The sequence below is a fragment of the Suilimivivens sp. genome (genome assembly GCF_037359455.1).
Taxonomy (GTDB): Bacteria; Bacillota; Clostridia; order Lachnospirales; family Lachnospiraceae; genus Suilimivivens; species Suilimivivens aceti.
The window spans coordinates 1-14,585 of the sequence record NZ_JAXXXI010000027.1 but is presented as its reverse complement, the minus strand read 5'-3'; the positions used below and the strand labels follow the sequence as shown (position 1 = coordinate 14,585).

Genomic DNA, 14,585 nt, shown 5'->3' with positions numbered 1-14,585 from the left:
TCTACTTGATGTAATCATTATAAAATACTCGTCCCTGTCCTGAAAATGAAATAAACTGACCAGAAAGGTGTAAAAAAATGAACAAAGCACTTTTCACTTTTTGAAACTTTTTGTATAATATGCCTGAAGTGAGGGTGAAAAAATGTCATTATCCACAAAAATAAAAGAATTACTCCGCCCATGGGTTCAAAAAATACGCAAAATGCTGAATCCGGTGCCATTATGGATCCAGTTGATCTTTATTATGATACTCCTGACTACTGCAGTGTCTGTACAGCTTGTACATAAAGACTATACCTCGACCAAGGAGCTGACTCTTTCCCAGTACCTGTCCACCACCTCCCAGATTCTTTCCCTGGAGGCAGAAAACTCAGACTGGTATCTGGACTCCCTTGCCAAATTCTGTATCCAGCCTTATTATGACTCCTCCTATACCAGGATCATTGACCAGAAAACACCGATCACCACAGAACAGCTCAGCTACGTCAAACAGCAGATGTTCTATAATTACTATACAAGAAGTGATATCCTAGACTACGAGCTTTATCTGATCAATCAGGACATGATCATTGGCAGAAACGAAAGCCAGCAGCACTTTACTGTGCAGCAGAATATGGATATCCAGCCCTTTCTTGATGCCGCGGAGAAATGCAAGGGCAGCCCACGGAACCTTTATATTGAAAGTGATGCTTCCGGTAATCTCACCTATTACCACACACTGTTTACCGTCCCCGGCCAGATCATCCAGGCCGTCGTCCAGGTCACCCTTGATGCCAGCTTTACCAGACGGCTCGTAAAGGATCACAGCGATACCGGCGAGATCTTCCTTCTGCTGAACAACGAACAGGAACTGATATATTCCTCTGCCGATACGCTTCCCTTTTCCCTTTCAGAGCTGCTGCCGCTTCCTTCCTCTGAGCAGCCGGCTATTACACTGAACAATCAGTCCTATTACCTTGTAAGCAATACCGGCACAACCGGCGATCTGACTATGGTCTGCCTCATGCCGGAAGCCTGCATCGATGCTGAGATCGGACACCTTGGCCACTCCATCCTGATCAATGGCTTTCTGTTCTGGCTGATCACGGTGGTTCTCATCTATCTTCTGCTGAAGCTCCTGATGAACCCGTTAAAGGAGCTTTCTGTACAGATGCAGCGGACCGGAGCCGGTGATTTTTCCACCAGAATACAGGCAGATGGCTGCCAGGAAACCTTCGAGCTGTCCCAGAGCTTTAACGGCATGGTACGGCACATAGACCGTCTCATCGATGAAAATTATGTGGCAAAGCTGCGTGCCAACGATGCCAGACTGGCCGCGCTGGAAGCCCAGCTGAATCCCCATTTCCTGTATAATACCCTGCAGGCGATCTCCACAGAAGCACTGATCAATGACCAGCCACAAATTCATAAGATGATCACCTCACTCGCCTCTAACCTGAGGTATACTATTAAAGGCAACGTTATGGTTCCTCTCCGGCAGGAAATGAACTATACTGATAATTATGTATTTCTGCAGAAGGTGCGGATGGGAGATGCGCTTGTCTTTTCCTCTGAGATCGATCCGGCTTCCCTTGACTGCCTGATCCCCAAGATCAGCATTCAGACGCTTGTGGAGAATTCCATTATCCACGGAAAATCCGAAAAACAGACCTCTATCCACATTACGGTTACAGTAAGACTCATGGAAAATGATCTTCTGATCACCGTCAGGGACAGTGGCTGTGGCATTTCTGATGACCGCCTCCAGAAGATCTACGAGGATTTTGCATCCCAGAAATCCTCCGGCAAGGACAGTGGCATTGGTCTTGCAAACCTTTACAGCCGGATGCAGATCCTCTATAACCGCGAAACAAAGTTTGTGATCAATACAGAAGAGGGTAAATACACCAGTATTTCCCTGACTCTTCCCGTTTCCCGGGATCACTCCCAGGACATTTTCCACGAAAGGAGCTCCCATGTACCGTTCTCTGATCATTGATGATGAAAAACCTGTCCAGATCGCCATTTCCAGGCTTGGCCGTTTCGCCTATTACGGCATTGAACCGCCACGCTATGCGGTCAATGGCAAAGACGGCCTTGCCGCCATGCGCGAATTTCATCCGGATATCGTTTTTGTAGATATGAGCATGCCTGTCATGGATGGCTGTGCCTTCCTTGAAAAGGCCCATGAAGAATTCCCTGACAGCCAGTACATCGTAGTCAGCGGCTATGACGACTTTTCCTATGCCCAGCATGCCCTCCGCAACGGTGCCTGCGATTATCTTCTGAAGCCCGTAGACGAAGAAAGCCTCAACTGCGCCATTGAAAAGGCAGTCAAGGCCATTGATCCTGATGCAGTGTTCGGTATCTCTGACACTTCTGCCAAGACCGACCACATCACCCCTGATGAAATTGTTACTATTATCAAAGACTACATAGAGAGCAATTACTGTACCAATATCCGCATCTCCATGTTTGCAGAAAAGTACTTTTTTTCTCAGGAATATCTGAACAAGCTGTTTAAAAACAAGTATGGCTTTACCATCTATGAGTATGTCCTGAAGCTGCGTATGGAGCGTGCTGCAGAGCTGCTCGCCCAGCCGGATATCAAGATCTCCGATATCGCAGAGCGCCTCGGGTATGCAGATAACCACTACTTCAGCAAGGCATTCCGGAACTACTACCAGCTGACACCGACGGAGTACCGGAAGGGGTTAGGCTGAGCATCATGTATCAATCGTTTTCACTACCAGACTTTTACAGAACTCTTTTTTATCCTTTATATTGTTATGGTTTTTTCTACGATAAAAAATATAAAACATATTGTCCTTCGTAGTATCTGCAGCTGCTATACTCCCCAAATGAAAAACACCGATAGAATGTACGAAGCGATTATGTATAGCAGAAGAATATAATGGAGAATAACTCGTCTGTAAAATCTCAATCAGTACATTCGCTGGAATCTGAAATAAACCCCTTCCATTTTCGCCCATTCCAGGTCTGGGCAGCTATTTTACCTGTGCACTGGAATTCGAAATTTCAAGTCGGCTTTTTCCCTGCAGTTCTGTCAGTTTCCTCTCCAAAATCTGATATACCTGTTCTTCCTGCCCATTGGCCGGTGAGAACTCACTGATTACCTTCTGTAACAGCTCCACACCTCTTTCTGAATCACCAAATCCCGCATAAATACAGGCACAGTTCATCAGATTAAACATGGCATCTATCTTATTAACTGCGATCCTGTTCTTCAGAAGCTTTCTGTAGCTCTCCTCCAGAATACCAACAATTTTATAGGATTCTTCCTTTAACTCAGCTTCTGAAACCCAGGTATGATTTCGAAGCCTGACTCCCGGCAGTCCGATGTTTGTCATTTTAGCAGTCAAAGAATTTCTCAGCAATGCCGCAGTCATCATAAAATTCAGTCTCATCATATCAAAACAGGAACTTCCCTGCTGGGATATCCCTATCATATAGCTTATAAATTCATCCATTACCCGAATTGCCACCTTCAGTTCCCAGAACATGGCATTCTGGATCCCTGTCTGCATCCTGTCATCTATGAACTGAAACAGTCTCCAGTATGCTGTAAAATACAGTTCCAGTTCATGAACATCTGTAAGCTGCTGCCATCGTATTTTCCGGCTGTCCAGAATCTGCTCCATCATATCACAGGTTTTCCGGAACATTTCTTCTGCTGTCTCTCCCTGTCCTGCTGACCTGTAACAGGCTGCAATCATTACATAGTCTGAAGCTGTTCCAAAAGATGGCTCCTCCTGCCTCAGAATATTTTCCAGCTCCCTGGCAAGCTTTAATGTTTCCTGTGGCTCACTGTTTCTTTTTGTTCCCAGATAATTATGCAAAAGGACTCTTCTGATCTGTCTGCTCCGTTCTACATATCCGTCATCTTCACTTAGTTTTTCCAGACATTCCAGTGATCTTCCATAAAACTCTTCTGCCTTCCTTTCCTCATATTCTTCACAGAAACGTACCATTGCCTGTCCATAAAATACCGCCTGATTTATCTTTCTCTCTGCCGTATCTGCCGGGAACAGACCAGGATATTGATCAATCATCTGGGTTATCCTTTCTGCGATATCCTTTCCTGCCTGCATTTCCCGTAGATTCACAGCTTTTTCTATGGCACTGGCTCCACAGACTAACAGCAGATCTCCCTGCTTTTGTTCTGCTTTCTGCAGTTCTATCATCTTCACAATCGTATTGATCACAGAAGAAAGTCCCTGAAAAGCTCTTTTTTCCCGATGGATTTTGTCATACATGGGTACCGCCTGACAAAGCGTATAGATCTTTTCCAGAATATTCTTTCCTGCCCCTTCCATAATAGAAAAACCTTTGTCACTACTGCGCTCTGTCTGCCAAACTGCCAGATTGGCACAGATATACAATAATACGTCCTGTCCAAGCGAATCTGCCCTCAGTCTCTCATCCAACTGTACTTCTTCCAGCATCATCCGCCAGCTTCTGACCATTTCAGAAAACACACTGTGATATGCACTTTGCAGGCTGTCCCTGTATTCTTCTCTCGACAATACGAACACATTTCCCCGGTAGGAACGATACTCTGTCAAAAAGGGATACAAATCCCGCAGGAAACACAGCTCCTGAATAGTCGGTCCTTTTCCGGCATACAACTGGGAAATTTCTGCAAATGTCAATCCCTCTGCTGCCTCGGAAACAGTCATAAGAAACCGGACTGCTTCCTGAAAATATTTTTTCCCATAACGCAGACTTAATCTGTCAAGATATTCCTTTGCAAGATCTGTCAGTGACAGTACGCCTGCCTCTGCCTGATCTGCCAGCCTTAAAATTTCTTTTTTATCCTGTCCCTCCAGCAAAGGCAACGCCACCAGTCTGTCATCCAATACTGCTGTGATCCTGCCCGCCTCTGTTTCTGTCAGATCAAACCTGTTCTTTAAGATTTCCACCAAAAAGCTGTGATTTTCTCCGTGAAGATCAAATTCTACCTGATCCGTAAACGGATACCTTTCTGTGAAATCCAAAATAGCAGGCAATACTTCTTCCTTTTCCGCCCTGCACGTCAGAACAATATAAACGTTTTCCGGCATTTCTCCAGGATCCGGCAATTCCAGTAAAATATCCTGTCCCTTTTCTGTCAGCTCATCTACTCCGTCAATAAACAGCAGCAGCTTTTCACGTCCAAATGTATTTTCACACTGCTCCTGATAAAATGCGAGTATTTTCTCCAGCGGTGCATCATCTCCCGGAATGCTCCCCTGTCTGCTTCGGAACTGCTCTCCTTCTACTGTTGTTTTCAGCATTTCCTGAATGTATGGTACAAAATCATTGATTCCACTGACATCGATACGATTACAATAATATGCTCGGACCGTGACCGGCTCCCCTTCTATCTTCAGCCCTATTTTCTGATCTCCATGCTGATTCAGTTCATCGCACGCCAGTACAAAGGATGACTTGCCTGTTCCACGTCCGCCTTTCATCAGAAAAATACCTCTGTCATTTTCTGACAGAATCTTATCTATCCAGTTTTTCATATAGTCCGGCTTTTTATAAAAGGATGTAAGATAAAAACCATCTATCGCTTCATCTTCAGAAGCCAGATAAACATCCTTATCAAGCCTACCTTTACACATTACATTTAAGCTGGCCGTGTACTTTTTCCTTTTCTCTGCGAAATAATCACTCTCTTTGTTTATTCTCTTTCTGTCTGCATGATCTGTGTAAAAAATAAGCCCCGTTGCCGAAACTGATTCATACAGATAGAAATGTTCCTCTTCTCTGAACATAAACGGTTCCAAGTGATCAAAATCAAGCTGGCTGATCTCTGCCGGCAGTATATCTGGATTCAGAAAATCTGCAAGCTGATCGAGCATCTGTCCTGCCTCATCAAAAAAGCTCTGATCCTCTGCATTACTCATCAGTCCATGCCCGATGAAATTATTTCTCCATTTGACAATACCGGATTTATTATAAAAGGTCACCAGCTTTTTCAGATATTTGTGCAGTACAGGATTCTGCATCACCAGATTACTTTTCTTCAGTGTAGAAGGCAGTTCATTGACCCAGTCTCCAAACGCCATCTGCTTTTCGAAAAGTGTCCGGCAGAACCTGTCATCATCATTTTCTTTTAAAAGATAGCAGATAGAAAGCAGTATGATCTTTAAGACTGTTTCATAACTGTCCCTTACTGCAAAAACAAGCCCGTAATTGTCATTCTGTAACTTCTGCAGCCTGTCCCACTCCTCACGGATGGGGAGAGGAAGGGTGGAGGGGATTGGTTTTAATTTGAACATGATGTTCCCTTTCCTTTACTTTTGTATCATTTCCACTTTTCTAACATCTTTACACTTCAGAATTTTCACCAATATATCCATATTCTCCTGTATTTCCAACCGTATCCAGTCTTCATTTAGGATCATTACCTGATTCGCCGCTAAAATATTTCCATTATATAATTCGCATTTTACTTCCTGCTTTTCCAGCTTTTTTCTTTCCCTGTTATCCCAATACTGTCTTTCGTATTCAATTCTTTCAATATCTTCCAGACTCAAAATTAAATTTTTTCCCTTGATTGTTTTATATTGCACTTTATTTCCCTGATATCGCTTAATTGCACCTTGCGTTATATCTTCACCATATATTGTAATTATCTTAATCTTTTCATTTTCTTGCTTGATAATTATAATATATATATATTCAAAAACAGCTAACCCCATCCACACCAATGTAATTGCCCTAACATATACACCAGCATTTTCCCATATAAATATCATTACCACATATAAAGCCAACATCACACATCTGATTATTTTACTAATTTTCACAACTATATATTTATAGTTTAGACCAAATTGCATTCCAATTATTATTGTACATGCTGCTAAACCCAGTGATGCTACTATCATAACAATTTGAAATATCTCTTTTTTTGTTACTGTCAGTAAAAATATCACATTTAGCAAATACACATCACATCCTACCAAGATAATAATACATTTGACCTTATCGCTTTTCCCTTTCAAATTCTTAAACCAAGGCACTACAATACAGTTAAGAATCAGAAACAAAATAAATATTAGCAACACCAACATATCTGTCACCTTTTTATCCGCTGTATTTCTATAAGTGACAATTATTAAGACTGTTTTCATTTCTAATAATAGCAATACTGTTATAATCACAATTGTAAATTCATCATACAGGAAACTTAATATATTTTTCCAATAACTCTTTGATGTTTCATCACGTACAGGCCCAATTGTCCCCTTTCGATATGCTACTCCATTTCTATATTTTTCTATAAACTTTATCCCCCCAGTTATACATGTTACCAGAAATGCTATAATACTTGTTATTGAGCCTGCACTCCCCAGCCAAGCGTTAATATTAGAGAGAATGAATGCCTTTTCCATCTTTTGTTTTTTCCTTTGCAAAAATTAAAACCAGTTAGATATTCACTAACTGGTTTCTGTATACACGCAATCAGTATATTTTATATATACTATGCTTGTCAAAATATGTCAATATTTTCCTCTTTTTCTCCATCTACTTAATACAATTTTTATATAAACTTGGTTTTCACATGTCGTTCTATACCTTCTATCATATTCCCCAGCTTTTCATCCAACTTTCCAAACATCAATTCCCGAATACTTCCTATCAGCAAACATCCCACAAGTATAATAAACACGATTCCTGCAAGCATCAGAAATCCTCCTGCCGCTCCCTGTTTAACCAGATTATTTTCCCGCAATATCTTCATTACACATGCTATCAGTGTATTATTCAATGCAAATACGGCAAATATATTTTTTGCCAGATGATTAATTATTCCAGATTGAAATTTCCAGTTTTTAAAGATAAAGAACAGAATCACTGCCATCGTCAAATTGGTTATGCTGTTATCCTTGCATAAATGATGATAAATTCCTCCTATTTGAATGGGAAGCTCATGAGAAATTCCATTAATGATCCATAAACCAATAAATACAATAATTGCCTTCCCCTGTAATTTTCGATCATAATAGGAACGTATATATCTTCCGATCATATATACCATTATCATCTGTACCAGACCTTTACCATTATCTGGGATCAGTTCAAAGTAAAAAATCGTAGGCAGCACACCGAAAAGAATAATCATCAATATCAACAATTTTTTCATTTCTTCCTGTTTCAGTGCATCTATCAGTTTCTGAATATACCCACTTAGCAGCATCAAACATACGTAACAGGAATAAAACCAATATTTTCGACTGATGAATGGCAATAAAGATTTCACAAGCTGTTCCAGCAGCGCTGCTCCCTGCAGTTGTTCTGGCATAACCAGATACATGAGCAAAATCTCAAGCAGAGAATAGGAGATCATCATACATTCCATTTTTACAAGCTTCTTTAACTTGAACTGAACCCCATAATAGCCAGATATCAAAATAAAGCAGGTAACTCCTATATTACAGATTCCATTCACAAGCCCATTAAAAAAGATCATCGACTTTCCTCCACAGAAAGTCGATAAATTCAAGTTTGCATGTATGAATACGATCATATACATCGCTATAATTCGCAACAGTTCCAAATTAGAATTACGCCTTGTATGTTGTACGCTATTTTTCATCTTAATTAGCCCCTGAATCCTGTATTTTAATCTTATATTCTCTAATAATTATTATCCAATACCCAAATACTATAACTTCCTATCGTCTCTTTCTGTTCACACTTCACCCCGGTATCCAGAAATCTCTCATCTTCCGCTGCCATACAATCTGCCGTCATTCCTTTTCTTAAATAAATATTCAATGTTAAGAATCACTGCAAATGCCATGAAGGAAATCCCCATAAAATAGTATCTTTCAGAACTTTCCACTGTCGTAAGCAGAAAACACCATTCAAGACTACTCTGCTTCTGCCACTTAAGCATATGTACTAACAGTACAATTACCCATATCACTACATTCAAAATCAGTGCGCCAAGGCATACATTCCTGATCGTATGTCCTTCACTGAATCCAATCGCTCTCCAGGTATCTGGCAGAGCTACCTGAATCAGTTTCGAAAACTGTTCCGGATATTTCTTGAAATTTCCTGTCCTGAGGAAAAAGGCATCTTCGTCCCCACAAAACTGAGCACCAGTAATCCACTTACCCACCAAAATGGTATTCTGCTGCGTTAAAACGCCTTTCTGAGAATAAATTTTTACAACAGCAGTTGATGCTTTGATAGAAACTTTCTGATGCTTATAAGCCTTATCTACGCTATAATAAGCATTATCAAAGCGTACGTGGAAGTCGCTTGATACCTTCGCCTCTTTCCTCTCCATGTACTCGTAAGGTACAGAGGGAAGAGGCATTAATTCGGCTTTCTCTTCTTCCCAGTAATAGCATCTGCTGTGTTCCTTATGTTTGAAGTTTTCATAGTTAATTTCGTCCAGTTTTTCCCATAAATCAGAGTTAAACTGTTCAAGGCTAAAGTACTGACGTTCTTCGAGATCATGAAAAAATCCTTTCTCCAAAATTCCCACGGAATTCTCAACAGAACTTTTATATTTGGGCTTACGAACCTTGGCCGGTACGATAGCCGTATGATTATGTTCCGCCCACTCAGCGTAATCCTTGTTGAGTTCCGGCTGGATCCAGTCCTCGTTGGTAATCACTGCCTGCTTGCAGTTATCGCATACTACTAAAGCAGGAACGCCTCCATAAAAGGCCAGGGCATTGTTATTGACCTGTATCCACAGGAGTTCTTTCGTAGAAATCATTCCTTCAGCATAAATCATCTGGGAATAGGGAAGTACTGCAACAAACACAACTACGACAGACACTTCACCTGCAAGCCGGTCTGTCATTTCAAAGGTCTTTCCCGCGAAATCTACCTCCATTGTCTGAGCGATGATTGGCGTAAAATGGGCTGTTTTCTCATTTTCATCACACCACATGCTGTACCGCTCACAAAACTGTCGATAAGAATAATGTTTCAGGGCATCGGCTTCACACTTTTTCTTGTAACGGTTCCACTGATAAATCAGCGTCATGTTCTTTCTGGTAATAAGCTGGGAATGAACTACTGAATAATCAGGGAGTTCAAAACTCTCATCACGATTTCCGGATGCAGGGGCTTTGCCATAAACCAACTCAGCAATACCACAGTTTGTGATTCCCTCCGGAAGGTGAAAACTTAAAGTCTCGCATTTTTTAAATGCGTTAAGGAAGTCATTGACTCCCGATTTGCTACAGCCCAACTGTCTTGCAATCTCTGCACCGGACATGTTCAGGGCATAGCTTTTGATAATTATGTCTTTGTAATCAAGCATACCATTATCCTCCTTCATAATGTATTCACTGCCAAATAGCAGCTACTGCCATTATGATGGATAATTCAGGTAATTAAAACGGACTACGTCCGACCGCTCAGCTACGCATCGCGACCGTTTTGCTCCGCAAAACTGACCGTTGGGATGCGCCATTTGCAACCAACTTTAATCAGTATATTTTTTATATATACTGATTTTATAACCATATCAACATTTTATTATTGTTTATTCCAAATTTTATATACTCCCATTTCACTTAGCAACTGATATTCTCCTTCATTGCTTCCTCTCTTAGTTATTTCTTCCTCACATACCTCCGGCACAATATACACAACTCCATCCTGATCTGCAATTCCATCCTCCGGATATCCGTCTACATTTGTCAGCCATTTACAGATATCCATAGTTTCAAAAGAATTGATTGCATACACATTTACCTTTCCATTCGATAATGCTGTCATTTTGTTTGCATTCTCAAACGTGGAATATGCCATTTCGTATCCATTTTCTTCCAGGTAATTTACAACTTCCAACGCATCCGATGCTGTTGGTTCTTCTGCATTCAAAATTGGCTGATAAACTGTATGTATATTAATTCCGATCACAATGCCGGCAGTTGTAAGCGTTATTACAGTCAGCACTTTCCATGCAGATATACCCGCCGTCATTCCTTTTCTTAAACATTCAAAGCTAAGAATTGCTGCAAATGCCATAGAGAAAATCCACATAAAATAATATCTTTCAGAACTTTCCACCGTCGTAAAAGCCACAATAAGGGCTGTTACAACCGGTGATGCCGCTGTAACCAAAAAACACCATTCAAGGCTGCTAAGTTCCTGCCATTTCAGCATATGTATCAGTAGTACAATTACCCATATCACTACATTCAGAACCAATAAGCCAAGACATATATTCCTCACTGTATCTCCTTCACTGAATCCAACCGCTTTCCATGTATCCGGCAGAACCACCTGGATCAGCTTTGCAAAACCATTCCTGATATTTCTTGATATTTCCTGACCTGAGGAAAAGGGCATTTTGGTTCCAAGGAAGCTGAGTACCAGTAATCCACTCACCCACAGAAATGATATTTTCTCCTGCTGCTTTCCCAAAATGATCCCTTTTTTCTGATATCTACTACGGCATATCCTTTCATACAAACTTCTGATCATCTCTATCCCAAATAAAGGACCAAATGTGATCAGGATTCCTCTCGTTCCCTGCATCCCAAGCAGAAAAGCAAGTATCAGTCCTATCATATACTTCCCATACATCTTCCTGCGAAGACTTTTACTCTTTTTCCATTCTTTCTGAAGCAAAGAGCTGTAGCAATTCAAAATAAAAAAGAAGGCTATCACATGAATGGCGTAATATCCAGCAAATACATAAAGAAGCTCCAGTATTATTATATTTCCGGCAAATCCAAGACAGAATAAGCACATAAGCAGACAACTGATCCTACCACTGCCTGCTTTCTTCATAAAAAACCATATAGCTAATACAATACCTATTGTCATCGTACAACAGGCAAGTCCCATGGAAAGATCCATATTTCCTGTCAATCCGTAAAACAGTGCCGCAACCTGCGGTGTTGCTATGATCCTGGTTTCAGTAGAGGGATACCATGACGCCGGAATAATCTCTTTGCTATCCCAGATTAACCTCCCAAGAACTGCCTCTGCACCAATATCAGAGTTCATCTTGTAATTATAGTGAAAAAGGTTAGTCAAAATTACACAGAGCAACAACATCAGTATAAATATGATACCTGTTGCAAAAATAACTCTTTTTACCCTGCTTTGCATACTACCCCACACTCTTTTCCGCTATACCAATGCTGCTTTGACCCTTTTTCTTTGCAAACACCTGCCATGTCAAAAGGATCCACGCAGCTAAATAAACCACTGCCTGCCATTCAGAAACTTCTGCACCATTAAAAAGATAGTATTTATATCTTAAAATACTGGATATAATTTCTATAACAAATATCAGCGTATATTGCTTGTCCATAAATACCAGCAGAAGTAGTAAAATATCGATCAAATAACTATATCTTTCATGCATCGCCGGCAAAAACAGGATACAGCTCCATGCCATCCATACGGCTGCAGATAGAAATTTCGTGGGACTCTGTAAATCCATCTTTATATACAGCATATAGCATACTGCAGCTCCCAGTACTGCTATTGTAGTAAAAATCGCTGCCTTTTTCAGCATATCATAATCATCCCCTATCAGTATCCAGAAACTGGGAAAATTAAGCCACATATATCCATGGGCTTCTGTCTGCTGAAAATAAACCTTAATCGGATCCAGCCAGTGTCTTCCCATAATAACTGCAGGCAGACACATCAAATACCACATTCCAAAGCTTTCTATAAAATATAAAATTGTAAATTTTTTTCTCAACAAATAATATGCTACAAGAAAGGGAAAAATAAATATGGTCTGCAGCTTAAAAGCAAATGCTGCCCCAAGAAGCAAAAATGAAGCACTCCATTTTTCGCGATATAAGCACCAAAGCGACATTACGATAAAAAAGCAATAAATAGAATCACACTGTGCCCACACTGCCGAATCCAGGATAGTAGTTGGAATGAACAGTACCCCTGTATACACTCCTGCAAATAACTCTACAGACCGGCTTTTTTTCAACGTACAAACCAGAATTCCGCAACCTGCTGCTATTAAATAATCGAATATAATAGAAAGACCTTTATATAAATAAAGCTCCTTAAACGGTAAATATGTCAACAACGCAATCAATATCTGATAAGGAATATTATAGTTTCCTACCTGATGTTCCAGTGCCCTTATCCCACCATCTGCCTTTATTTCCACAAACCACGGAAGCAGATCTGCATTAAAATCACCCGATTCGTATCTTCTCACATAAAAGCAGATCATAAGCCGGATTAACGTAACTGCACCTATACAGATCCAACCAATATTTTTTTCTATAAAGTTAATGATCTTCTTCTCTATTTTTTGCATTTCTGACCGATTCCTGTTTTTGACCATTCTCCCGAAGTGCATCACGAAGCACATCTGCTCCATCTGAATATTTTCCAGCATTTCCTGCTGGTAAAGGCTACTGAAATAATCGAGTACAAATACAATTACATTATCCGTTGCTGATACTGTGTATTATTCTTCACCTGAAAATCGTCAATACTATTCCAAATTTCTTTTTTATTTATTCCTTTGGTTTCTTTTCCATCCTGTTTTTCACTTTACTTATCTGACATCTTGTACGCATCCCTTTTATATAATGCAATCAATATAGGCATGGCATAGATAATCGGGAACGCATATCTGGGCTGATTCTGAATCTGTGATGATGCTATGATAATAAGAAACGTTAACCACAGGGGCAGAAGCAGCCAAAGCTCCCTTTTTCTTCCGTCCTTCAGGAAGAAAAAGGTTATCATCCATAACAGAATTATATAAAATCCTACATTACTTAACATTCCTATAACAGGCAGCCTGTGCAGCAACGTATAGTAGCTTACCATAATGCTGCAGATCCCGTGCATTTTCTCCGGAACATGGAAAGAAATCTGCTCCTGCATTCCCATCTGTTCCATAATTTCATGTGCTATCGTGCAATCCTTGTTATAAACAATATTATCTATATTAGGTGCAAACAGATAATAATTCTGATTCCATGTTGCTTCCACATAGCATAAGGGATGCTTCCAGAACTGCTTAAACCATACCTTAAAGTATGCAATCAGGTCATCCGTACTCTCTGCATGATAGGTAGTCTTCACCGGGTCAGAAGTCAATTCCATATAAACATCCGCAATCTTATTATAGTCCAGTACCTTTCCTATTACTTCTTTCTCTTCCTCGGTAACATCATCTCCATAATCCCTGACATACCTTGCCTTATGGATGACTGAAACAAAACTGTCACTGTATTCTGATATGCATACCCGACTCCGGCCACATACATCAAAGAAAGAAATAGGGATACCCCTTTACTATATCTGATCACTTCCATCTTCTTCTGCTTCCAGATATACCAATATCCTCCAAAGAATAACAATGTTAATATGGATAATAGAAATCCCTTATTATACCTGCTTCCGGTGCATCTGCCACATTCAGATCCATTGTGACAGCCAGTGCTGATATCGCACTATACAAAAACAAAATCCAATTACTTTTCCACCATTTCATATACACACTTCCCACCCTCTGCTACACTATAATATCTTACACCTTTACCTACGCACATATTATGATACCAGGGTCAAAAGGTCTAAGCCCACATGAGCTTGCTCATAAGTGGGTG

The 14,585-nt window shown here is 40.5% G+C and carries 9 protein-coding genes; 2 read left to right on the top strand and 7 right to left on the bottom strand.

Going from position 1 to position 14,585, the window contains the following annotated elements:
• Positions 1–142 precede the first annotated feature (142 nt).
• Positions 143–1,978 (top strand): sensor histidine kinase, encoded by a 1,836-nt coding sequence (locus WJQ40_RS03470; protein WP_337537904.1) that lies wholly within the window; start codon positions 143–145, stop codon positions 1,976–1,978.
• Positions 1,956–2,702, top strand: coding sequence for a helix-turn-helix domain-containing protein (locus tag WJQ40_RS03465; RefSeq protein ID WP_118797402.1), 747 nt, complete (start codon positions 1,956–1,958; stop codon positions 2,700–2,702). The genes WJQ40_RS03470 and WJQ40_RS03465 overlap by 23 nt, the downstream gene beginning before the upstream one ends.
• A gap of 285 nt (positions 2,703–2,987) precedes the next feature.
• Here the strand turns inward: WJQ40_RS03465 and WJQ40_RS03460 are convergent, their stop codons facing one another.
• From WJQ40_RS03460 to WJQ40_RS03430, 7 genes are all read right to left on the bottom strand, one after another.
• Positions 2,988–6,269, bottom strand: a complete 3,282-nt coding sequence (locus WJQ40_RS03460) for a hypothetical protein (protein ID WP_337537903.1) — start codon at positions 6,267–6,269, stop codon at positions 2,988–2,990.
• Positions 6,270–6,284: 15 nt separating this feature from the next.
• Complete coding sequence (locus WJQ40_RS03455) at positions 6,285–7,388, bottom strand: hypothetical protein (RefSeq protein WP_337537902.1); 1,104 nt, start codon at positions 7,386–7,388, stop codon at positions 6,285–6,287.
• Between the two features lie 149 nt (positions 7,389–7,537).
• Positions 7,538–8,593 (bottom strand): acyltransferase, encoded by a 1,056-nt coding sequence (locus tag WJQ40_RS03450; RefSeq protein WP_337537901.1) that lies wholly within the window; start codon positions 8,591–8,593, stop codon positions 7,538–7,540.
• A 126-nt stretch (positions 8,594–8,719) separates the two neighbouring features.
• Positions 8,720–10,285, bottom strand: a complete 1,566-nt coding sequence (gene istA / locus WJQ40_RS03445) for an IS21 family transposase (protein ID WP_337537900.1) — start codon at positions 10,283–10,285, stop codon at positions 8,720–8,722.
• A gap of 218 nt (positions 10,286–10,503) precedes the next feature.
• Positions 10,504–11,985 (bottom strand): hypothetical protein, encoded by a 1,482-nt coding sequence (locus WJQ40_RS03440; RefSeq protein ID WP_337537899.1) that lies wholly within the window; start codon positions 11,983–11,985, stop codon positions 10,504–10,506.
• Positions 11,986–12,091: 106 nt separating this feature from the next.
• Positions 12,092–13,360: a hypothetical protein gene (locus WJQ40_RS03435; RefSeq protein WP_337537898.1), complete on the bottom strand. Its 1,269-nt coding sequence runs from the start codon at positions 13,358–13,360 to the stop codon at positions 12,092–12,094.
• A gap of 158 nt (positions 13,361–13,518) precedes the next feature.
• Positions 13,519–14,184 carry a DUF6020 family protein gene (locus tag WJQ40_RS03430; protein ID WP_337537940.1) on the bottom strand — a complete coding sequence of 222 codons (666 nt, stop codon included), beginning with the start codon at positions 14,182–14,184 and terminating at the stop codon, positions 13,519–13,521.
• Between the last annotated feature and the right edge of the window lie 401 nt (positions 14,185–14,585).